Source organism: Sphingomonas sp. (assembly GCF_017745215.1).
In the GTDB taxonomy this organism is placed as follows: domain Bacteria; phylum Pseudomonadota; class Alphaproteobacteria; order Sphingomonadales; family Sphingomonadaceae; genus Sphingomonas.
Genome location: NZ_JAGHZV010000006.1, coordinates 41339 through 61384 on the forward strand (window position 1 = coordinate 41339; position 20046 = coordinate 61384).

Annotated in this window: 18 protein-coding genes; 8 read left to right on the top strand and 10 right to left on the bottom strand. The window is 68.6% G+C overall.

Annotated features, from left to right (window positions below; all coding sequences use genetic code 11):
* Positions 1 to 7: 7 nt before the first annotated feature.
* Both J7495_RS07710 and J7495_RS07715 read right to left on the bottom strand, forming a co-directional pair.
* Positions 8 to 1486 carry an esterase-like activity of phytase family protein gene (locus J7495_RS07710; protein WP_294055895.1) on the bottom strand — a complete coding sequence of 493 codons (1479 nt, stop codon included), beginning with the start codon at positions 1484 to 1486 and terminating at the stop codon, positions 8 to 10.
* Positions 1476 to 3857 carry a TonB-dependent receptor gene (locus J7495_RS07715; protein WP_294055896.1) on the bottom strand — a complete coding sequence of 794 codons (2382 nt, stop codon included), beginning with the start codon at positions 3855 to 3857 and terminating at the stop codon, positions 1476 to 1478. Before J7495_RS07715 ends, J7495_RS07710 begins: the two co-directional genes overlap by 11 nt.
* 482 nt (positions 3858 to 4339) lie before the next feature.
* Here J7495_RS07715 and J7495_RS07720 point away from each other — a divergent pair, with 482 nt between their 5' ends.
* Positions 4340 to 4789: a hypothetical protein gene (locus J7495_RS07720; protein WP_294055897.1), complete on the top strand. Its 450-nt coding sequence runs from the start codon at positions 4340 to 4342 to the stop codon at positions 4787 to 4789.
* Between the two features lie 8 nt (positions 4790 to 4797).
* On the opposite strand, the gene J7495_RS07725 is transcribed toward J7495_RS07720, so the two are convergent.
* Positions 4798 to 5007 carry a hypothetical protein gene (locus tag J7495_RS07725; protein WP_294055898.1) on the bottom strand — a complete coding sequence of 70 codons (210 nt, stop codon included), beginning with the start codon at positions 5005 to 5007 and terminating at the stop codon, positions 4798 to 4800.
* 104 nt (positions 5008 to 5111) lie between these two features.
* Here J7495_RS07725 and J7495_RS07730 point away from each other — a divergent pair, with 104 nt between their 5' ends.
* The 4 genes from J7495_RS07730 to J7495_RS07745 all read left to right on the top strand — a co-directional run bounded on the left by J7495_RS07730 (position 5112) and on the right by J7495_RS07745 (position 9092).
* Positions 5112 to 6269 carry an aminotransferase gene (locus J7495_RS07730; RefSeq protein WP_294055899.1) on the top strand — a complete coding sequence of 386 codons (1158 nt, stop codon included), beginning with the start codon at positions 5112 to 5114 and terminating at the stop codon, positions 6267 to 6269.
* 104 nt (positions 6270 to 6373) lie between these two features.
* Positions 6374 to 7639: an acetyl-CoA C-acyltransferase gene (locus J7495_RS07735; RefSeq protein WP_294055900.1), complete on the top strand. Its 1266-nt coding sequence runs from the start codon at positions 6374 to 6376 to the stop codon at positions 7637 to 7639.
* A gap of 158 nt (positions 7640 to 7797) precedes the next feature.
* On the top strand, positions 7798 to 8529 hold the full coding sequence (locus J7495_RS07740; RefSeq protein ID WP_294055901.1) for a hypothetical protein: 732 nt from the start codon (positions 7798 to 7800) through the stop codon (positions 8527 to 8529).
* A gap of 149 nt (positions 8530 to 8678) precedes the next feature.
* Positions 8679 to 9092 carry a hypothetical protein gene (locus J7495_RS07745; RefSeq protein ID WP_294055902.1) on the top strand — a complete coding sequence of 138 codons (414 nt, stop codon included), beginning with the start codon at positions 8679 to 8681 and terminating at the stop codon, positions 9090 to 9092.
* A 213-nt stretch (positions 9093 to 9305) separates the two neighbouring features.
* Here J7495_RS07745 and mtnA read toward each other — a convergent pair whose 3' ends face one another.
* From mtnA to J7495_RS07770, 5 genes are all read right to left on the bottom strand, one after another.
* Entirely contained in the window at positions 9306 to 10352 is a 1047-nt protein-coding gene (gene mtnA / locus J7495_RS07750) for an S-methyl-5-thioribose-1-phosphate isomerase (protein ID WP_294055903.1), read from the bottom strand.
* The gene (gene mtnC, locus J7495_RS07755) at positions 10349 to 10975 is read right to left on the bottom strand and encodes an acireductone synthase (RefSeq protein WP_294055904.1); all 627 of its coding nucleotides are present in this window, start codon (positions 10973 to 10975) and stop codon (positions 10349 to 10351) included. The genes mtnA and mtnC overlap by 4 nt, the downstream gene beginning before the upstream one ends.
* Positions 10976 to 11078: 103 nt before the next feature.
* Positions 11079 to 11633 (bottom strand): acireductone dioxygenase, encoded by a 555-nt coding sequence (locus J7495_RS07760; RefSeq protein ID WP_294055905.1) that lies wholly within the window; start codon positions 11631 to 11633, stop codon positions 11079 to 11081.
* On the bottom strand, positions 11630 to 12259 hold the full coding sequence (locus J7495_RS07765; RefSeq protein ID WP_294055906.1) for a methylthioribulose 1-phosphate dehydratase: 630 nt from the start codon (positions 12257 to 12259) through the stop codon (positions 11630 to 11632). The genes J7495_RS07760 and J7495_RS07765 overlap by 4 nt, the downstream gene beginning before the upstream one ends.
* 31 nt (positions 12260 to 12290) lie before the next feature.
* Positions 12291 to 13094: a L,D-transpeptidase family protein gene (locus J7495_RS07770; protein WP_294055907.1), complete on the bottom strand. Its 804-nt coding sequence runs from the start codon at positions 13092 to 13094 to the stop codon at positions 12291 to 12293.
* 228 nt (positions 13095 to 13322) lie between these two features.
* On the opposite strand from J7495_RS07770, the gene J7495_RS07775 reads away from it, so the two are divergent.
* The gene (locus J7495_RS07775) at positions 13323 to 14039 is read left to right on the top strand and encodes a murein L,D-transpeptidase catalytic domain family protein (protein ID WP_294055908.1); all 717 of its coding nucleotides are present in this window, start codon (positions 13323 to 13325) and stop codon (positions 14037 to 14039) included.
* Positions 14040 to 14043: 4 nt separating this feature from the next.
* Here the strand turns inward: J7495_RS07775 and J7495_RS07780 are convergent, their stop codons facing one another.
* Positions 14044 to 15729 carry a hypothetical protein gene (locus J7495_RS07780; RefSeq protein ID WP_294055909.1) on the bottom strand — a complete coding sequence of 562 codons (1686 nt, stop codon included), beginning with the start codon at positions 15727 to 15729 and terminating at the stop codon, positions 14044 to 14046.
* Between the two features lie 158 nt (positions 15730 to 15887).
* Between J7495_RS07780 and J7495_RS07785 the strand changes: the two genes are divergently transcribed.
* Together J7495_RS07785 and J7495_RS07790 are read left to right on the top strand one after the other, a co-directional pair.
* Entirely contained in the window at positions 15888 to 17948 is a 2061-nt protein-coding gene (locus tag J7495_RS07785; RefSeq protein ID WP_294055910.1) for an NAD(+) synthase, read from the top strand.
* Between the two features lie 2 nt (positions 17949 to 17950).
* Positions 17951 to 18445, top strand: a complete 495-nt coding sequence (locus J7495_RS07790) for a hypothetical protein (RefSeq protein ID WP_294055911.1) — start codon at positions 17951 to 17953, stop codon at positions 18443 to 18445.
* Here the strand turns inward: J7495_RS07790 and J7495_RS07795 are convergent, their stop codons facing one another.
* On the bottom strand, positions 18446 to 20035 hold the full coding sequence (locus tag J7495_RS07795; RefSeq protein ID WP_294055912.1) for a response regulator: 1590 nt from the start codon (positions 20033 to 20035) through the stop codon (positions 18446 to 18448). It lies immediately after the preceding gene.
* Between the last annotated feature and the right edge of the window lie 11 nt (positions 20036 to 20046).

Here is a 20046-nt window from a genome sequence, read left to right on the forward strand (position 1 = left end):
TTTCCGCCTACCGCAACGGCTTCGGCAAGGTCAGGCGGTAGACCAGGATTCGGCTGTCGTTGTCGAAGTCCGAATCGCAGGCCTGGCCCGACATCCGGCAATGCCGCGCGATGAAGTCGTTGTCGTTGCCGACGAGGAGGAAATAATCGGCCGGCCGGCCCCGCTCGAGGGCGGGGACGAGGTCCATCGCTTCCCATTTTTCGGACAGTCCCTCGACGCTGAGCCCGAAGCGCCCAAGCTGGACGGGGTTGAGCAGATTGACCAGCTCGACCCAGTCCGCCGAGGCGACGCCCGGCCGCAGCGCCGTACCCGTCGGGTCGCGGAGCAGCGACACCGCGCCGGTCTCATAATCGGTGCCGGCAAGGTCGGTCGCGCCGGTGACATCGACGAGCAGCACGCTCTTGTACATGATCGGCGCCCCTCCCGGCCCGGCGCCATCGCCCAGCCCAGCCCCGTCGCGCGCGAGCATCAGGAAGCGATGGTCATCGAGCGCGCGGATCTCGCTCTGCGCGGCGGTGCGATCGGGCGCGCCGCCGTTGCCGTCGCCGGCATAAGCGGGGAGCTGGACGACATAATGCGCGCTGGGGGTCGCCGGGGTCGGCGAGCGGCTGACGTCATAGACCAGCACGCGGGTGTCGACGCGGCCGGCGGCACTACCGGTCGCGCTGTCCTGGATCAGCGCGCTCTGCAGCGCGACGAACAGCGTGCGGCCGTCGGGCGAGAGCGACATGCCCTCGGGGCCCTGGTTGTTGCGCCGGCCGCTCTCGGGCGGCTGGAGCGAGCCGAAGAAGGGCTGCCCGCCGCGCCGCGGCACCACGGCCGCGGGCGGCTGGATCACCCCGGTCAGCCGGCCGCGCTTGTCGAAGTGATAGACGTTCGCAGTATATTCGTCGCCGACGTAGAAGCCGCCGTCGCGGGTGAACTGCAGCGACTCCGCGTCGAGCGACACCTTGCCCGCGCCCACGCCGCTGGCTGGCGCCGGCAGCAGCAAGCCGCGCTCGGTCAGCGTGCCTGCGCCCGGATCGGCGCCGGTGAACGGCTTGCCGCGGAAGTCGCGCAGCTCGATCCCGCCGTCGGGGACGAGGTCGACCCGGCCCGAGCCGGACGCGAAGCGGAGGCGGAACCGCTCGAGCCGCGCCGGATAGTCGAAGAAGAGGTTGGCGGCGGGATCGTTGCGGCCGCGGTCGGGCAGCGTCCAGAGCACACCCTCATAGTGATCGGCGACGCGCTTCCAGCTACCCGGCGCGATCTGGAGCGAGGAGAAGGACCCGAGCGTGTCGCCGAGGAAATCGACCGTGCCCGCGGGAAGCGAGCCGGTGCCGACCAGCCCCTGGTTCGTGAAGGTCTCGCCCCGCAGTGCGACGCTGGTCGCGCCGGCGGTCTGGTCGAGGTGCGGCCGGGTGATCGCCACCTCCTCCCCGGCGGCGAGGCCGGGAAGGAGGCACGAGAGGATCAGCGCGGCGGCGCGGAGCGGCTTAGAAATCAAAGCCGATCGTGCCGAACACCTGGCGCGGCGCCGAGGCGTGGAACACCAGGATGGTCCCGGCCGCATCGTCGGGCGCGAACACGCTGTTGTCGAAGTTCGACGCGTAGCGCTTGTTGGTCAGGTTGGTGACGTTGAAGCGGATCTTCGCGCCCTTGAGCGGGCCCACGGCGCCGAAGTCGTAACCCAAACCGAGGTCGAGCGTGGCATAGCCGCCGAAGCTCTGGTCGTTGGTGTAGGTGTAGTAGCGCCGGCCGGTGTACTTGCCCTGGAGCGAACCCCAGAAGCCGTCGTGGTTCACCGTGAGGACGCTCGCGAACATCTGCTTGGGCGTATCCACCTGCTGCTTGCCGGCGGTCGCCTTGGTCACACAGCTGTTGCCCGTGCACCAGTTGAGATTGTCGTCATAGGTGGTCTTGTTGAGCGAGCCCGAATTGTACCAGCTCAGCCACGCCGTCGGCCGCCACAGCACGCCGAGCTCGACGCCCTTGCTGGTGACGCTGCCGGCGTTGTGGAAGGAGTTGCCGCAGCCGGGGTTCTGCTGCTGGTTGGTCGGGCAGGGGTTGTACTGCAACAGGCGATTGTCGAACTTCACGCGATAGCCGCTCAGCGACACCTGCAGCGGGCCGCTGACATAGCGATAGCCGCCCTCGAGGCTCTTCGACGTCTCGGGCTTGAGCGTCTTGCCCTGCACGTCCCAGACCGACTGAGTCACCGACTGCGGCCCGAGCTTGAAGCCGCCCTGGTACATGGCCATGTTCTCGGCATAGCTGGCGAACAGCTCGTGCCCGGGCGCGACCTGCCAGTGCGCGCCGACCTCGGGCAGGAAATTGTCCTTGGCGACCAGCGAGCCATTGGCGAACTGGGTCGAGGCCGGCGGCGCCGCCTTGGCGATGCCGGGAAGCGCATAGGCGTCCGAGCGCGAATAGGTGCTCTTGAAGCCGAAGTCGAAGCTCAGCGTGTCATCGAGCAGCCGGACCGTGTCCTGCACGTAGAACTGGCGGGTCTTCCACTTGGTCTCCTGCACCCATTGCGCGGTGTCGGGCTGGCCCTTGAGGAACTGCGCCAGGCTGAACGGGCCGGTGACGTTGGCCCAGATGTAGCGCGCCGCGCTGCTGGTGTTGCCTTCGATCCAGAAGCCCGCTTCGAGCTCGTTGAAGGCAACCTTCCAGTTGACGCTGCCGAGCACGCCGGTGCGGTCGATCGTGTAGCGCGTGTCGCGAATCTGGACGGGGAGGTCGTCGGCAGTCGATGCCGTGCCCTGGTTCGACAGGCCGAAGATCCAGTTGTTGCCCGCGCCCTTGTCGCTGTGGTGATAGCCCTGGATGCGCACGCTCAGCGACTTGGTGAGGTCGAACTCGCCCTTCAGGTAGAAGAGGTTGTCGTTGCGCAGGATCTGGCCGTTGGTGAAGGTCACGTCGGCGCGCTTCTCGGGCAGCGTCGAGTCGACGCAGGTGATCGAGGGCACGTTGGTGGTGCAGTCGGCGCGGGCGAGATAATCCTGCCAGTTCGGCGCATAGCCGCCCAAGTCCCAGCCGCGGCGCGAGAGCACTTCCTTCGAGAGATAGGTGTCGTCGGCCTGGTTGGTGCGCGAGATGTCGGCGAAGGCGGTCAGCTTGATGCCGTCGGTCTTGTACTGGAGCTTGCCGTTGAATTGCTTGCCGGTCGACTTGTTGTACGCGGCCTGGTTCACGAACAGGTCCTGCTGGACGTACTGGCCCGAGAAATAGGCCGAGAAGCCGCCATGCTCGCCGGTGTCGAAGCGCACGAAGGTGCGCAGGCTGTCCTCGCTGCCGACGGTGCCGTTGACCGACAGGCCCATGTCCTTGTGCGGATCGCTCGAGACATAGGTCAGCGCGCCGCCGAGGTTGCTCGTCGAGGGAATGCCGAGGCCGGCGATGCCGGTCGCGAGGTCGGCGCGGCCGAGGTTCTCGGAGATCAGCGCGCGGCTGATCGTGAGGCCGTTGTAGTTGTTGTAGGCGCCGTCGCCGAGCGGCATGCCGTCCAGCGTATAGCCGAGGTGGGTGGTGCTGAAGCCGCGAACCTGGAGCGACAGCGACTGTTCGTTGACGCCGAGCGCGTCGATCGACTGCGCCATCACGCCCGGCAGGAAGTTCAGCGCCTTCTGGACGCTGGTGCCCGGCGGCAGCGAATCGAGGTTCTGCGGCACGAGGGTCGAGACCGAACGGGTCTGGCCGGTACCGACGACGACGATCTCGTCCGACCCGCCGGCATCGACGCTTTCATCCGCCGCCACAGTCCCGTCGCTGGCCTGGGCGTGCGCGGCGGGCGCGAGCGCGGCCAGCGCGGCGGAGGCCATCAGGTAGGCGCAAGCGTGGCGGAGGCGCAGCGGGCGGCGCGAGAAATCTGTCATTATCAATCCCCATCCGACGGCAGGAGGCCGCCCCACCCGCGCCGCTAAGGCGGATTCGCGTCGGTATCGTTACGAAGCCACGACACTTTGATGACGATGCATGGCAATCAAATTTCGTTGCTCAACCGCAACGGCAGGGCGTGCGTTGCCGAACCATGCCGCGCGGGAAGCCGCGCTGCTCGAAGCTATCGGGGCGCGGCACTCAGGCGAAGCGAACCGCGACAGGCTTCACCGGATAGCCCTGGCGACCCGCGCCGCAAGCCTTCCGCCGCGAATCGGCTCCGACAGAATCGTTTCAGGTTCAACACATTAGATGAGAAACCTAGATCAACTGCGGCTCGTCACGCATCCGGAACGGCGCTTTCCGATTTGTTAAATTTCAAGCTGTTGAAAGGGCGCACGGGCGGGGGAGAACGCCAGAGGATATCATGTCGAGTCCGGTTCAGCGCGAACCTCGCAGGACGGTTCGGATCAGTGCGCGGATGCGTGTCGATTCGAGCTGCTGCAACGTCACGATCTGCAACGTCTCGTCGCGCGGGCTCATGCTGCGCGCGACGCAGGCGCCGCCGCGGGGCGCCTATGTCGAGCTGATGCGTCCGGGCGCGGTCACCGTTGCGCGCGTGGTCTGGTCGGACGGCGTGACGTTCGGCGTGCAGACACGCGAGAAGCTCGACGTCAAGGCGATGACCAATCCCGCCGCGGCGGGCAGCTCGCTCGCGCTCCAGCCGCAGCGCAGCTCGGCCGAGTTCGCGCCCGCCGCGCGAAGCTATGTCGGCGGCCTCCATGCCGGGGCGGCCAGCGAGGCGACCGGCCACCGACTGCAGTATCTCGCGATCGGTTTCGTCGTGCTGTTCGCCGCGATCTTCGGCGCGCTGCTCGCGCACGACTTGCTGAGCGGCCTCAGCCGCGCCGTCACCACCGCGATGCGTTGATCGCGATATTATTTGCGGTTGCCCCGCCAGTAGAGCAACCCGGCGACGATCGCCGCCGACCCGATGCCCACCGCGGCGCCCAGGCCGATCTGCTTCGCCGAGGGCGCCCAGCGCTTCTTCGCGTCGATCGCGGCCTTCACGGCAGCGAGCGTCTCGCCCATCGGTTCCTCGTCCTCGTTCGCGGGAGGCTGCGGCTTGGATACGGGTTTCCTGGTCATGGCCTTACTCTATCAGGAACTATACTTAACGAGCCGCTAACGAACGCGTTGCCTGCTGGCAATTCATGCTTTCCCCGAACCCATGTCCGTTGCAGAAGCAGCCGATGCACCGCGTCTATGCCCGGATGGGCACCACCATCTTCGAAGCCATGTCCGCCCGTGCCCGCGAGACCGGGGCGATCAACCTCGGCCAGGGCTTTTCCGATGGCCGCGGGCCCGAGCCGGTGCTCGAGGCCGCGGCCAGGGCGCTGCTCGATAAGTCGAACCAGTACCCGCCGATGCCGGGCCTCATCGAGCTGCGCCAGGGCGTCGCCGATCATTATGCCCGCCACCAGGGGCTGAACCTCGCTGCCGAGGAAGTGATCGTCACCTCGGGGGCGACGGAGGCGCTCGCCGCTGCGATCCTCGCGCTGGTCGAGCCGGGCGACGAAGTCATCTGCTTCCAGCCGCTCTACGACGCCTATGTGCCGCTGATCGAGCGCGCCGGCGGCGTGCCGCGCCTCGTCCGGCTCGAGCCGCCGCACTGGCGCGTCGACCGCGCGATGCTCGAGGCGGCGGTGACCGCGAAGACGCGGCTGCTGCTGCTCTGCAATCCGCTCAACCCGACCGCGACGATGTCGAGCGCCGACGAGCTCGCGCTGCTCGCCGACTTCTGCGTCGCGCATGACCTCACCGCGATCTGCGACGAAGTGTGGGAGCATGTCACCTTCGATGGCGCGCGGCACCTCCCGCTGATCGGCTTCCCCGGCATGCGCGAGCGGACCGTGAAGATCGGCAGCGCGGGCAAGATCTTCGCGCTCACCGGCTGGAAGGTCGGCTGGATGTGCGCCGCGCCGCACCTCGCCAGGGGGCTCGCCAAGGCGCACCAGTTCCTGACCTTCACCACCCCGCCCAACCTGCAATGGGCCTGCGCCGAGGGGCTCGCGACGCAGGACGGCTGGGTACAGCAGTCGCGCCACGGCTTCCAGGCGGGCCGCGACCGGCTGAAGGCGGGGCTAGAGGCTGCGGGACTGGTGACGCTGCCGAGCGCTGCGACCTATTTCCTCTCGGTCGACCTCGCCGCCTCGGGGATCGCGATGGACGACGTCACCTTCTGCGATCGGCTGATCGAGGAAGCGGGGGTGGTGACGATTCCGGTCTCGGCCTTCTACGCGCAGGATGCGGTGACCAACGTCGTCCGCTTCGCCTTCTGCAAGCAGGACGCGGTGCTCGATGCCGCGATCGAGCGGATCGGCGAATGGATGCGCGGACGGAACGATTAGTCGCGACAGTCCAAGAATTTCTACTGTCAACCACCCCCAAGGGGTAGCTTGCCGCCCGGCCGGCCGCTCCACACATCGGCGCTTTCAGCAGGAAGGTGCCTCCCATGCCTCGCTTCGCCCAGCCCGTCTACATCGCCGCCGGCCTCCGTACGCCTTTCGGGCGCGGCGGCGGAGCCCTCGCCGATCATGATGCGATCACGCTCTCGGTGCCGCTCGCCCAGGCGATGGCCGGGAAGGCGAGGCCCGACCTGTTCATCTGGGGCACGGTGATCCCGAGCCTCGGCTGGAGCAACCTCGGCCGCGAGATCTGGCTCGACGCCGGGCTCGATCCTACCGTCCCTGCCTGGTCGAACGTCCTCGCCTGCTCGACGAGCATGGTGGCGGCCTTCAACGGCGCCGGCATGATCGGGGGCGACATCGACCTCGTCCTCGTCGGCGGCGTCGAAGTGATGAGCAACCCGCCGATCGGGATCCAACTGGAGGTCTCCAAGCGGATCGTGAAGCTGTTCCGCACCGATCCTCCGGCAGCGCTGGCCGCGCTCCAGGCGCTCACTCCCAATGACCTGGTGCTGCCGGTCAAGGGCTGGGCCAACCGCATCACCGGCCGCACGATGGGCGACCATATGGAGGAGACTGCCAAGATCTGGTCGATCAGCCGCGAGGCGCAGGACGATTGGTCGCTCAAGAGCCACCAGCGCTCGGTCGCGGGCTGGGAGCGCGGCTTCTTCGACGATCTGGTGATCGCGCTGCCCGAGATCAGCCGCGATGCCAATCCGCGCGCGGACACCTCGGCGGAGAAGCTCGCGGCGCTGCCTCCGGCGTTCGACAAGACCAGCGGCCAGGGCACGCTGACCGCGGGCAACAGCTCGCCGATCACCGACGGCGCGGCGGCCTGCTGGGTGGCGAGCGCCGAAGGGCTGACGCGGCTTCCGGCGGGGATCTATCACGCCGAACTCGTCGACCATGAGATTGCCGCGGTCGACCATGGCGTCGACGGGCTGCTGATGGCGCCGAGCTTTGCGATCCCGCGGCTGCTCGCGCGGCACGGGCTGCGCTACGACGACATCGCGCTGTGGGAGATCCACGAGGCGTTCTCGGCGCAGGTGCTCGCCAACGTCGCCGCGCTCGAGAAGCCGGGCTGGACCCGCGAGCGCGCGGCCGTGGATTTCGACTTCGGGCCCTTCCCCTGGGATCGTGTGAACCCCAACGGCGGCTCGGTGGCGATCGGCCATCCCTTCGCGGCGACCGGTGCGCGCGACCTGAGCCAGGCGGTCAAGGAGCTGTGGGACAAGCCCTCGGGCAGCTGGGCGGTGGTCAGCGTCTGCGCCGACGGCGGCCATGGCACGGTGTCGCTTCTGCGGCGGCCCTGACACCTTGCTGTAACCGCTTGGTCATCCGGACGGTCGGCCGCCAGCCACCCCTCCACTCATCGCCGTACAGGCTCGTTCCATCGACGGGCGGGCAACAACCCCGCGCCGCGGCTCGTTCGCCGCATCGTCCGGGGAGTATCAAGTACGGAGTGTAAGGGATGACCAAGTTCGGGATGATGTTGCGCGGCGCCGGTGTCGCTGCGCTGCTTGCGACGACGGCGATGGCGTCGCCGGCGATGGCGCAAAGCCGCGAGGACCGCGCTCGCGTCGCGATCGGCGAAGCGCGCGCGAAGATCGATGCGGCGGTGAAGACCGGCGCGACGGGCGAAGTGCCCACCCTCGTCGCGCAGGCGCAGGATGCGCTACGCTCGGCCGAGGAGCAGTTCCACCGCGATCACAACGCCACCGCGATCGACGAAGCGCACCGCGCCTCGCTGCTCGCCGACCAGGCGCTTGGCCTCGCCGAGCGCAACAAGACCGAAGCGGCCCAGACCGCGGAAGCCGATCGCGTGAGCGCCGAGGCTGCGGCGCAATCCGCCCAGGCCAACGCAGAAGCCGAGCGGCTGCAACGCGAAAATGCCGAGGCCGCAGCGCAATCCGCGCAGGTGAGCGCGGCCGATGCGAGCGCACGTGCGGAGGCCGCCGAAGCGAAGGCCTCGACCGCGTCCGCCGATGCTGCCGCGGCGCGCGCCGAACTGGCCGCGCGCCCTGCCGCCACCACCACCGAAGTGACCACCACGACCCAGCCGGTGGCGCGAACCTATTCGGTCAAGAAATCGACCACTACCGTCCGCCGCGCGCCTGCCAAGAAGAAGGCTAGCACCACGACCAGGGTGGTGACGCCGGCGACGACGACCACCACGACGGTAAAGACACAGCAGCAACCGTAAGCCGTTCGTCCGGGGTGCGCCGTTCCCTCCAGGGGAGCGGCGCGCCTTGGTTATCAAACCTTTACGCGCGGCTGCGTTGTTTACCGAAATGGCAGCGGCACGCACCGCGGCCTAGGGTAGCTCGTCTTTTGAAGGGGGGCGCACCAGCCATGTATCTGCCTGACCGCGCCGCTCTCGCGGCGGATTTGCCGCTCGACGGCAGCCTCGAGGTCGAGTTCGACGCGGCGACGGGTGTCATCCGCCTTACCGGCAAGGGCGCGTGGGTGACCGAGACGGTCGAGGCGTGTTTCCGCGAGATGGTTGCGCTGGTGATGCAGCGCCGCGAGCAGCGCCGGCCGGTGCTGGTGCTCGTCGACCTTTCCGAATGCGCGGTGCAGAGCGATGAAGTCGCGGCGAAGATCGGCCTTGGCGCGGAGAAGGTCCAGCAGCCGGGGGACCGCGTCGCGATCGTGGTGCGCTCGAGCCTGGTCAAGGCCCAGCTCCGCCGCACCCTGCCCCAGCCGGGCGAGATCTTCATCTCGGCGAGCGCCGCCGAAACCTGGCTGATGGCCTATTCGCACTGAGGCCGGACGGCTTCCCCGCCTGATACAACGGCATTCCATCCTCCCGAGACGGGTTGGGGCACCCCTTAACCGTCATCCCGGCGAAAGCCGGGACCCAGGGTTGCAGAGGACGTCGCTCGTGGCCCTGGGTCCCGGCTTTCGCCGGGATGACGTCCGACGGGGGGCCGTCGACAATCGAGGACCTGCCCAGGCGCGGGACGGTTTGGGAGCCGGCTAGATCGTCTCCAGCACCCCGCGCTCGGTGATGTAGGCCGTCACCAGCCGCGCCGGCGTCACGTCGAAGGCCGGGTTCGCCGCGGGTGAGTCAGTCACGCGCACCGTCTCGATCGCGCCGTCGCTGCCCAGGCCGGTCAGCCGCGTCAATTCCTCGGCATTGCGCTCCTCGATCGGGATCTCGGCGCCGGTCGCAGTGTTCGGATCGAAGGTGGTATAGGGCAGCGCGACGTAGAAGGGCACCTGGTTGTCCGCCGCGGCGAGCGCCTTCAGATAGGTGCCGATCTTGTTGCAGACGTCGCCGTTGGCAGTGACGCGGTCGGTGCCGACCACCACCGCGTCGACCTGGCCCTTCATCATCAACAGCCCGCCGGCATTGTCGGCGATCACCGTGTGCGGCACGCCATGGTTGCGCAGCTCGAAGGCGGTCAGCAGCGCGCCCTGGTTGCGCGGGCGCGTCTCGTCGACCCAGACGTGGACCGGGATGCCGGCGTCGTGCGCGAGGTAGATCGGCGCGGTCGCGGTGCCGTAGTCCACGGTCGCGAGCCAGCCGGCGTTGCAATGGGTGAGGATGTTGAGCGGTCGGTCGGGGTGTTTCGCGTGCAGCTCGCGGAACAGCTCGAGGCCATGTTCGCCGATCGCGCGGCAAAGCTGGGCGTCCTCCTCGACGATCGCATCGGCGCGCGCGAAGGCGGCTTCGGCGCGTTGCTCCGGCGGCAGCGGCGCGACCGCCGACCGGACCGCGTCGAGCGCCCAGCGCAGGTTGATCGCGGTCGGTCGGGTGGCGTGGAGCTGCTCGTAAGCGGCATCCAGCGCCGTGTCGGAGGGATCGACCGCGAGCGCCATCGCCAGGCCATAGGCGGCGGTGGCGCCGATCATCGGTGCGCCGCGCGTCCACATCTCGCGGATCGCGACCGCCGCCGCGTCGACGTCGCGCAGCTCGACCCACTTCACCGCCCAGGGGAGCTGGCGCTGGTCGAGGATCACGCAGCCCTCGCCGTCGTCGGTGCGGCGGATCGAGCGCGTCGGCTTGCCCTCGAGGATCATGGCAGCACCTCCGCTAGGCTGTGGACATCGCCCGACCGACCCTCGCGATCGATCACCAGCGCCTGGAGCCCGGCTTCGCGCGCGGCGCCGGCCTCGGCGTCGATGTCGGTGATGAAGAGGATCTCGGCTGCCGGCAGCGCGAGCGCCTCGGCGATCCGGCGGTAGCTCTCGGCCTCGCGCTTGGGGCCGATGGTGGTGTCGAAATAGCCGCCGAGCATCGGCGTGAGGTCGCCCGCGATCGAATGGCCGAAGATGAGCTTCTGCGCTGCGATCGAGCCCGAGGAATAGATGTTGACGCTCAGGCCCCGCTCGACCCAGCGGCGGATCGCCGCGGGCGTGTCGGGATAGACATGGCCCTTGAGCGTGCCGTCGGCATAGCCCTCCGCCCAGATCAGCCCCTGGAGCGTCTTGAGCGGCGTCGCCTTGCGATCCTCGTCGATCCATTGGAGCAAGGTCGCGACGGGGTCCTCGCCGCCGACTTCGGCGAGGATCAGTGCGGCTTCCCCGGGATGCGCGGCGACGAACGCCGGGAGGTGCGCCCGCGCATAGGGGAAGAGCTCGTCGGCGACGAAGGAGATGCTGCTCGTCGTGCCCTCAATGTCGAGGAGGATGGCTTTGGTCATGTTCATTTCTGCTTCGTCATCCCGGCGAAAGCCGGGACCCAGGGCCACGAGCGACATCGCCTGCTGCCCTGGGTCCCGGCTTTCGCCGGGATGACGGTTGTGGTTATGCCGCCACCGGTTCGTGCCGGGGGAAGCGATCGGCGATGGCATCGCCGGTGAAGTTGGCGATCCAGCCGTCGGCATTGGTGAACAGGCGGATCGCAGTGAAGCGCGGGCTCGGGCCCATGTCGAACCAGTGACGCATGCCGGCGGGGACCGAGATCAGGTCGCCCTCCTCGCAGAGCACGGCATAGACCCGGCCCTCGTCCGAGCGCAGCGTGAACAGCCCCTCGCCTTCGACGAAGAAGCGCACCTCGTCCTCCGAATGGCGATGCTCGGAGAGGAATTTGGTGCGCAGCGCCGCCTTCTCCGGATGGTCGGGGACCATGCGGATCACGTCGACCGAGCGGTAGCCCTTCTCGGCCTTGAGCCGGTCGACCTCAGGCGCGAAGGCGGCGAGGACCTCGTCCTGCCCCGCCGCGGCGCCGAGCGGGCGCGAGGGCCATTGCTCGAAGCGCACGCCGAGCCCGGCGAGCGAGGCGGCGATCTCGTTGGGCTCGCGCGTGTCGAGCGCGGGCGTCCCGGCATCGTCGGCGGAAAAGATGCGCAGTCGTGTCATCGTCCCATCCCGTTCCTGAAGCCGAGCTCGGCGAGTTCCGCGGCGATCAGCCATTCGGTCCCCTCGAGCACGCGCTCGGCCTCGTCGAGGTCTCGGCCCCAGGCATAGAGCCCGTGGCTGCGGATAAGATAGGCGGGCGCGGCGTCGGGCGCCAGCCGCGCCGGCGCGACCGCGGCCTCGATCGCGGCCATGTCCTGGCTGTTGTCGACGATCGGCAGGCGGATCTCGGTCTCGTGCGTGGCGATGCCGGGAAAGACCTTGAGCATCTCATGCCCGCGGAACACCCATTCGCGGGCGTCGGGCACCGCGCGGCTGAGCCCGACCGCCTGGGGCGAATGGCCGTGCAGCACGGCGTTGGCCTCCGGAAAGGCATGATAGAGCGCGAGGTGCAGCCCGGTCTCTGCCGAAGGCTTGCCGGGGGTGAGCGGATTGCCGTCGAGATCGACCCGCATGATGTCCGCGGCGGTGAGCCGGCCCTTGTGCTTGCCCGAGATAGTGATCGCGACGCTGCCGTCGGCGAGGCGGACGGAATAGTTGCCCGCGGTCGCCGGCGCCCAGCCCCGCGCATCGATCCGCCGGCCGACCTCGGCGAGCGCGAAGGCGGCATCTTCGAAGTTCATCGTCATGGGGCGGCTTTAGCCGATTGGCGGGCGAGCGCTAGCGATCCTTCGCCGGCACCGGCTGGACGATCTCCTTCGCCGGGCCCATCACCCAATTGCCCGAGGAGACCGGGATCATCGTCGCGTCGAAGCTCCCGCCGGTCACCTTCTCGTACTGCGCGCCGCCCAGCGAGGCGGTATCGACGCTCAGCGGCGGCGCGTCGGGCATGCCCCAGGGGCCGAGCTGCGGATCGTCGAGGAACTCGTCGATGATCGACACCGGCACGCCGACGTTGGTCATGCCGTAGAGCTTCTTTGCGAACGCCATCGGCAAGCGGATGCAGCCGTGCGACGCGGGTCGGCCTGGATTATGCCCGGCGTGGAGCGCGATCCCGTCCCAGGTCAGCCGCTGCATCCAGGGCATCGGCGCGTTCGAATAGAGGTTCGAGCGGTGGAACACCTGCTTCTGGAGCACGGTATAGTCGCCCACCGGCGTGTCGTGCCCGGGCATGCCGGTCGACACCGTGGTGACGCCGATCAGCACGCCGTCGCGATAGACATAGGCGAGCTGCGCCGGGATCGACACGACCAGCGAGACGCCCGCCCCTGCCCCGCGCCGTTCGGCCGTGGGCTCGATCCGCGCGACATCGTCGTACCAGACGAACTCGCCGGGCTTGAGCACCACGATCGCGCGTTCGGCGGATCGCTCGCCCTGGCCGGGGATAAGCGGCTCGGGCTTGCCGTTATCCGGCGGCACCGTCGGCGCGCCTTCGCGCACCGGCAGTCCGGCCGAGACCTGCGCCGCCGCGGGCACGCTCGCGAATGCGGCGAGCGCCGCGAGGATGAACCAGGTCCGCCTCACATGTCCTCCCGGGTGATTCCTTAACGCAATTAACCGAAATTCTTAACGGCTGCGACTCAGGATAAGAGGACCGCGTCCCTCCGCGAAACGCCCCAGGGCGGCACGCATGGCGATGAATCGGGCAAGAGCTGCGCCGAACCGCCGACTTTGGGACAGATGTTCAACGCCTCGTTTGCCAAGCTTCTGATATAGCTATGGGCCTAGGGGCAAGTTCGTGGGCAAGAGAGCGTGACGGAACCTTTCGATGCGGCGCACACGCGCCGGGCAATGCTGAAGTCGGCACTGGTGATGGCGAGCGGCGCGGTGGTGAGCGCCTGCACGTCCAATCGCATCGTCGCCGCGGTGGAGCCGATCGTCGCGCGGCCGGTGCCGGTGCAGGCGGCGCCGAAGCTCGCCGAGCCGGTGCTCGCGGCCAAGGGCCCGGTCGCCCCCGCCGGCGTCCGCCCCGAGCTGTTCCGCAAGGCGATCGCCGCGCTCGACCGCCATTCGATGGCGATCGCCTCGCACGACCGCATCGCCATCGCCGACTTCTCGCTGAAGTCGGCCGACCCGCGCTTCCACATCATCAACCTGGGCACCGGCCAGTGCGAGACGCTGCTCGTCGCGCACGGCATGGGATCGGACCCCGATCACACCGGCCTGCTCCAGCGCTTCTCGAACGATCCCGGCTCGAACGCGACCTGCGAAGGCGCCTTCGTGACCAGCGACTATTACACCGGCCAGCATGGCGCATCGCAGCGGCTGCTGGGCCTCGACACGACCAACAGCAACGCGCTCGACCGCGCGATCGTGGTCCATTCCGCATGGTATGCGAACCCTGACATGATCCAGAAGTGGGGCAAGCTCGGCCGCAGCCAGGGCTGTTTCGCGGTGGGCGAAGCGGATCTCGAGACGGTGTTCCTGAAGCTCGGCCAGGGCCGGATGATCTACTCGGCCAAGGTCTGAAGGGTCACCGCAACCGGGTCCACACCGGCGTGGCCCTGACGTCCAGCCGGCACAATCCCGCCAGACCGTGCTTGCCCGCATAGGCAGTAATGCGCGCCGGATAGTCGGGCGCTTCGGGATCGGCGAAGTCCCAGTCGGGCGGGTTGAAGCTCGACATGCCGTTGACCGTCGGCACGCGCCAGCGCTGCGCAAGGTACATCGCATCGACATTGTGCGGATAGAGCGCGTCGAGCCGGGCGTCGCGGAACATCGGCTCGCCCACGCGCGTCGCCGTCACCACGAAGCTCTTGCAGCCCGGCGGCGGTGTGGGGATGGGCTCGAGCGCGGCGAGCTGTTCGCGGCGGCTCATACGTGCGGTGGGCGCGAAATTGATCTGCTCGATCACGAGCAGCGCGACGATCCCGAGCGCGAGCGCGCGATGATTACCGAGCAGCGCTGCCAGCCGCGTGCGATGGACCGCGGCGACGAGCAGCAACAGCGGCAGCAGCAGGAACAGCTGGTAGCGCAGCACCACGCGCAGCCCGCGCGCGCCGGGCACCAGCCAATAGACCAGCCCCCAGAGCGACACCGGCCCGAAGCGCAGCGTGAACGCCCAGCTGATCACGATCGCCAACGCGAAGGCGCGCAGGAAGCTCGCGTCGCCGCGCCTGCGCACCAGCGGCCACGCCGCGGTACAGGCCAGCGCGAACAGGAACAGCGGGAAGCCCGACTGGTGCTCGTTGCCGAACACCGCCTCGGCGAGCTGGCCGTTGCCGAACAGGAAACGCAGCCCGGCGATCAGCCAGCCCCACAGCAGGTTGCCGGGGCCGACGTTGATCAGGTCGGTCGGGTGGATGAGATAGGAAAGCTTGTAGCCATAGCCGCCGGTCTCGGCGAGCTTGGGGACATAGACGGCCAGGAAGGGAAGGATCGCGAGCGCGAACGCCGCGGCGGTGACCGCGATCGTGCCCCAATGGCCGTTCAGCACTGCGAGCCCGCGCAGGTTCATCCGGCGCGTCACGCCGGCCCAGCAGAGCAGCAGCACCAGACTGAAATAGAGCGCGAACCAGACGAAATAGAAGGACGTGACGAGCCACAGCCCGATGATCGCGACTGCCGCGATCGCGCGGCGCCTGGCGCGCCACACGTCGCCCGCCATCTCGCTTCGCCAGGCGCCGATCGCCGCGATCGCCAGCCATGGGAGCAGCGCGAGGCTGCGGATCTGGATGTGGCCGGCGCCGACGTACATGTTGTTCGAGATGCTGAAGAGCAGCGCGAGCAGCGTCGCCGTGGCCACGCCCCAGCGCAGCGTCCGCGAGGCCAGCACGAATGCGCCGGCGAAGCCGATGGTCTCGAGCGTCGCGCCGGTCAGCGTGTCCGCCCGGAATGGGTCGAAGCCCAGTCGCCAGGCGGAATAGATCAGCCCGTGGAGCAGATAGCCGTCGTTGTAGCCGAGCGTGTCGGGATGGGGATGGAAATACAGCGGCAGGTTCCATTGGCCCACACCCATGAAGACGTTGCGCCAATGTTCGAGGATGCTGATCGCGATGATCGAATCGCCGCGGTCGCCGAAGCCGAGGTCGAAGCCGCTCATGATCGGCAAGCGGTTGAAGATCAGCAGCGCAAGCAGCCAGGCGCCCAGGACGAGCAACCACTCGAACGGCCGCGCCCCCGGCGAGGACATTGCGAGGCCTTCGTTCGTCGTTTCCATCAAAGTCCCCGGCCCTCGGTGACCCGGCCATAGGATCGGCGCAGCGACGCTGTCCAGTTTCGTGTCGGCGCGGAATGGTCCGGCGCGGCGCCAATGGGACGGGCCCGGCCAATCGGGTGGGGTTGGCCCCGCTGTCCGAGGCGGTTAGGACGGCAGCGATGGCCGATCCGCACCCTTTCCATTCGCTGCATCGCCACGGCATGATCCGGGCGGGCGTCTGCACGCCGATCGGCACCGCGGGCGATCCCGCCGCCAATGCCGCGGCGGCGATCGCGCTCGCCGAGCAGGGCAGCGCCGCAGGCGCCGACCTGCTGCTCTTTCCCGAGCTCAACCTCACTTCCTATGCGATCGACGACCTGCACCTGCAGGACGCGCTGCTCGACGCCACCGAGGCGGGGCTGGCGGCGGTGGTCGCGGCGAGCAAGGACCTCAAGCCGCTGCTGCTCCTCGGCGCGGCGCTGCGGCGCAACGGGCGCGTCTACAACACCGCCGTCGCGATCCACCGCGGCACGATCCTCGGCGTGGTGCCCAAGAGCTTCCTGCCCAATTATCGCGAATATTATGAGAAGCGCTGGTTCGCGCCCGGCGTCGGGCTGACCGGGCTCGAGATCGCCATCGCCGGCCAGCAGGCGCCGTTCGGCACCGACCTGGTCTTCGCCGCCGATGCGCTGCCCGATTTCGTCGTCCATGCCGAGATCTGCGAGGATTACTGGTCCCCCACCCCGCCCTCGACGCTCGGCGCGCTCGCGGGCGCGACGGTGCTGTGCAACCTCTCGGCCTCGAACATCACCATCGGCAAGGCGCGCGAGCGGGCACTGCTCTCCGCCTCGCAGTCGGCGCGCGCAGTCGCGGCGTATCTCTACTCCGCCGCGGGACCCGGCGAGAGCACCACCGACGTCGCCTGGGACGGCCAGGGCGAGATCTACGAGCTGGGCGAGTTGCTCGCCACATCGCAGCGGTTCGAGCTGGCGACCGAGATCACCTACGCCGACCTCGACCTCGAGCGCATCCGGCTCGAGCGGATGCGGATGGGCACGTTCAACGACGCCGCCGCCGCCGCGGGCCACCCCGAGACGCGCTTCCGCCGCATCGCCTTCGCGCACCGGCCCGACGGCGCGGACCTCGGCCTCAGGCGCGACATCCGCCGCTTCCCCTTCGTGCCCAACACGCCCTCGAAGCTCGAGGCGGACTGCTATGAAGCGTTCAACATCCAGGTCGAGGGCCTCAGGAAGCGCATCGCGTCGACGGGCGCCAAAACGCTGGTGATCGGCATCTCGGGCGGGCTCGATTCGACGCATGCGCTGATCGTCGCGGCCAAGGCGATGGACCGGCTCGGCCGCCCGCGCACCGACATCCTCGGCTATACCATGCCCGGTTTCGCGACGAGCGATGGCACCAAGGCCAACGCCTGGGCGCTGATGCGCGCGCTGGACATCACCGCCGCCGAGATCGACATCCGCCCCGCCGCCAACCAGATGCTCGCCGACATGGACCACCCGTTCGCGCACGGCGAGCCGGTCTATGACGTGACCTTCGAGAATGTCCAGGCGGGCCTCCGCACCGACTATCTCTTCCGCCTCGCCAACCAGCACAACGGCTTCGTCGTCGGTACCGGCGACTTGTCCGAGCTCGCGCTCGGCTGGTGCACCTATGGCGTCGGCGACCAGATGAGCCATTATGCGGTCAACAGCGGCGTGCCCAAGACGCTGATCCAGTATCTGATCCGCTGGGTGGCGCGCACCGGCCAGTTCGACGAAGCGGCGAGCGAGACGCTGCTTGCCGTGCTCGACACCGAGATCTCGCCCGAGCTCGTGCCCGCCGATGCCGACGGCAGGATGCAGAGCACCGAGGCGCGGATCGGCCCCTATGAGCTGCACGACTTCTTCCTCCATTACGCCGTACGCCACGGGCTCAGGCCCTCGAAGATCGCCTTCCTGGCCTGGCACGCCTGGCGCGACGCCGCGGCGGGGCGCTGGCCCGAAGGCGTTCCCGACGACGGGCGGCACGAATACGACCTCGCGACGATCGCCAAATGGCTCGAGGAATTCCTCCGCCGCTTCTTCCAGACGAGCCAGTTCAAGCGCTCGGCGCTGCCCAACGGCCCCAAGGTCTCGGCCGGCGGCGCACTGAGCCCGCGCGGCGACTGGCGCGCACCCTCGGACGGCAGCGCGCGGGCCTGGATCGAGGAATTGAAGGCTTCACTGCCGGGAGGAGAGTGACGATGATCGAAACGATGCTGGCCATGGCGGCGGCGCTGACCCCGCTCGCGGGCGCTTCCGAACCCTTCACCACGCGCTGGAACATGACTCCCGAGCAGGTCATCGCGACGATGCCCAACGCCGTGGCGACGCCCGCATCGCCCGAGAATGCGATGCGCAGCCTCGATGCGCTGGTCTATGCCGACCTCAAGGACGGCGACGTCGCGCTGCACATCGGCTTCCACTTCACGCGCGATGCGAAGCCGGGGCTCCAGCTCGTCAACCAGAAGGTGACCGACCGCAACCAATGCGCCGCCTATCGCGACCTGCTCCGCGCCCGCTACGGCGCGGGCCAGGAGACGCTGGGCACGGCCCAGATGAAGGACCTCCAGGTCCCCGAGGTCGACATCGAGTGGAAGGGAACGCTGAAGGGCGAGCACCTTCTATTCGTCGGCTATTATTTCCCCGGCACGACCGAGTTCGGCCTCTGCAAGCTGATCCGCACGCCCAAGGGCTGATCAGCCGTCGAGCATCTCGGCCACGCGCCGAAGCAGCTCGCGCGATTCGAAGGGTTTCCGGAGCACGCCGATCTCGGCGTCTATCGTGTCGAGCGCGGCCGAATCCGCAAAGCCGGTGACGACGAGGATCGGCAGCCGCGGCGCGAAGCCGCGTATCTGGCGCGCGACGTCGGCGCCGGTGAGCCCGGGCATCGCATAGTCGACGATCATCAGGTCGGGGACGCGCGCCTGCGCGGCCGCCACGCCCTCGGCGCCGTCGCTCGCCTCGACCACTTCGGCACCCGCGTCGCGCAGCACGTCGGCCATCACCGCGCGGACTTCGTCGTCGTCGTCGATCACCGCGATTGTACGCCCGGCGAGGCTCACCATCGGCCCGGCCTCGGCTTCGCCCGCCGCCGCGAGGCTGGGCGCGGCTTCGCTCACGCGCAGCAGCAGCGTGATGGTCGTGCCCCGGCCCGGCTGGGTGTCGATCTTCAGCGAGCCGCGCGACTGGCGCATCACCCCGAACGCCATGCTAAGCCCCATGCCGGTACCGCGGCCGACTTCCTTGGTGGTGAAGAAAGGCTCGAGCGCGCGCGCGGCGACTTCGGGGGGCATGCCCGTGCCGGTGTCGGCGATCGACAGCGCGATATAGTCGCCCTCGGGCAGCTCGGGCGCAACCTCGCCGACGCGGCGCTGCGCGGTAATGGTCAGCGTGCCGCCGTCAGGCATCGCGTCGCGCGCGTTGAAGGCGAGGTTGAGCACCGCGAGTTCGAGCTGGAGCGGATCGGCCTCGACGTTCCAGCTCGAGTCGATCGTCTCGATCCTGACCTTGCCGAGCGGCGCCACCGATCGCTCGATCAGCTCGCGCGAGCCGCGGATCAGCTCGGCGAGGTTGACGCTGGTGATGTCGAGCTTCTGCCGCCGCGAGAAGGCGAGCAGCTGGCCCGAGAGCGCGCGTCCCCGCGCCACGGCCTTGAGCGCATTGGCGCCCCATGTCGCGATCTTGCCCGGCTGGTCGGGCTTGCCCGTGATCAGCTCGAGATTGCCGGCGATCGCCTGGAGCAGGTTGTTGAAATCATGCGCGATGCCGCCGGTGAGCTGGCCTACCGCCTCGAGCTTCTGCGACTGGCGCAGCGCCTCTTCGGCCTGCTCGCGCCGGTCGACCTGCGCGCGCAGCGCCTCCAGCGCCGAATCGCGTTCGCGGATCAGCGCGGCGAGCTCGAAATTGGCAAGCTGGAGCTTCTCGGCGGAAGGGAGCGCGATCGCCTTGGGCAGGAGCGGCCAGAGCAGCACCGCGGTCGCCACCGAAGCCGCGGCGGTGACTACCTTCACCAGCGCCTCGAGCCCGTAGACGCCCTGGTACAGCGTCCAGATCGACATGACGTGCGTCAGCCCGCACGCAAGGATGAAGGTCGCGAAGCACCAGAAGACCCAGCCGAACGCCAGGTCGCGGCGCCGCCTGACGAGGATCACCAGCGCGATGGGGATCGAGAAATAGGAGCCCGCGATGATCAGGTCGGCGAGGATATGGGTCCAGATCAGCCCAGGGTCCCAGAACAGGCAGTATCCGTGCGGTGCGTAGCTGCCGTTCCAGAAGGCCCTCAGCATTGGCTCCCCCT

Coding starts and splice junctions, on each gene's coding strand:
- J7495_RS07715 (WP_294055896.1), bottom strand. CDS start 3,857: ATGACAGATTTCTCGCGCCGCCCGCTGCGCCTCCGCCACGCTTGCGCC.
- J7495_RS07720 (WP_294055897.1), top strand. CDS start 4,340: ATGCGTGTCGATTCGAGCTGCTGCAACGTCACGATCTGCAACGTCTCG.
- J7495_RS07725 (WP_294055898.1), bottom strand. CDS start 5,007: ATGACCAGGAAACCCGTATCCAAGCCGCAGCCTCCCGCGAACGAGGAC.
- J7495_RS07730 (WP_294055899.1), top strand. CDS start 5,112: ATGCACCGCGTCTATGCCCGGATGGGCACCACCATCTTCGAAGCCATG.
- J7495_RS07735 (WP_294055900.1), top strand. CDS start 6,374: ATGCCTCGCTTCGCCCAGCCCGTCTACATCGCCGCCGGCCTCCGTACG.
- J7495_RS07740 (WP_294055901.1), top strand. CDS start 7,798: ATGACCAAGTTCGGGATGATGTTGCGCGGCGCCGGTGTCGCTGCGCTG.
- J7495_RS07745 (WP_294055902.1), top strand. CDS start 8,679: ATGTATCTGCCTGACCGCGCCGCTCTCGCGGCGGATTTGCCGCTCGAC.
- mtnA (WP_294055903.1), bottom strand. CDS start 10,352: ATGATCCTCGAGGGCAAGCCGACGCGCTCGATCCGCCGCACCGACGAC.
- mtnC (WP_294055904.1), bottom strand. CDS start 10,975: ATGACCAAAGCCATCCTCCTCGACATTGAGGGCACGACGAGCAGCATC.
- J7495_RS07760 (WP_294055905.1), bottom strand. CDS start 11,633: ATGACACGACTGCGCATCTTTTCCGCCGACGATGCCGGGACGCCCGCG.
- J7495_RS07765 (WP_294055906.1), bottom strand. CDS start 12,259: ATGACGATGAACTTCGAAGATGCCGCCTTCGCGCTCGCCGAGGTCGGC.
- J7495_RS07780 (WP_294055909.1), bottom strand. CDS start 15,729: ATGGAAACGACGAACGAAGGCCTCGCAATGTCCTCGCCGGGGGCGCGG.
- J7495_RS07785 (WP_294055910.1), top strand. CDS start 15,888: ATGGCCGATCCGCACCCTTTCCATTCGCTGCATCGCCACGGCATGATC.
- J7495_RS07790 (WP_294055911.1), top strand. CDS start 17,951: ATGATCGAAACGATGCTGGCCATGGCGGCGGCGCTGACCCCGCTCGCG.
- J7495_RS07795 (WP_294055912.1), bottom strand. CDS start 20,035: ATGCTGAGGGCCTTCTGGAACGGCAGCTACGCACCGCACGGATACTGC.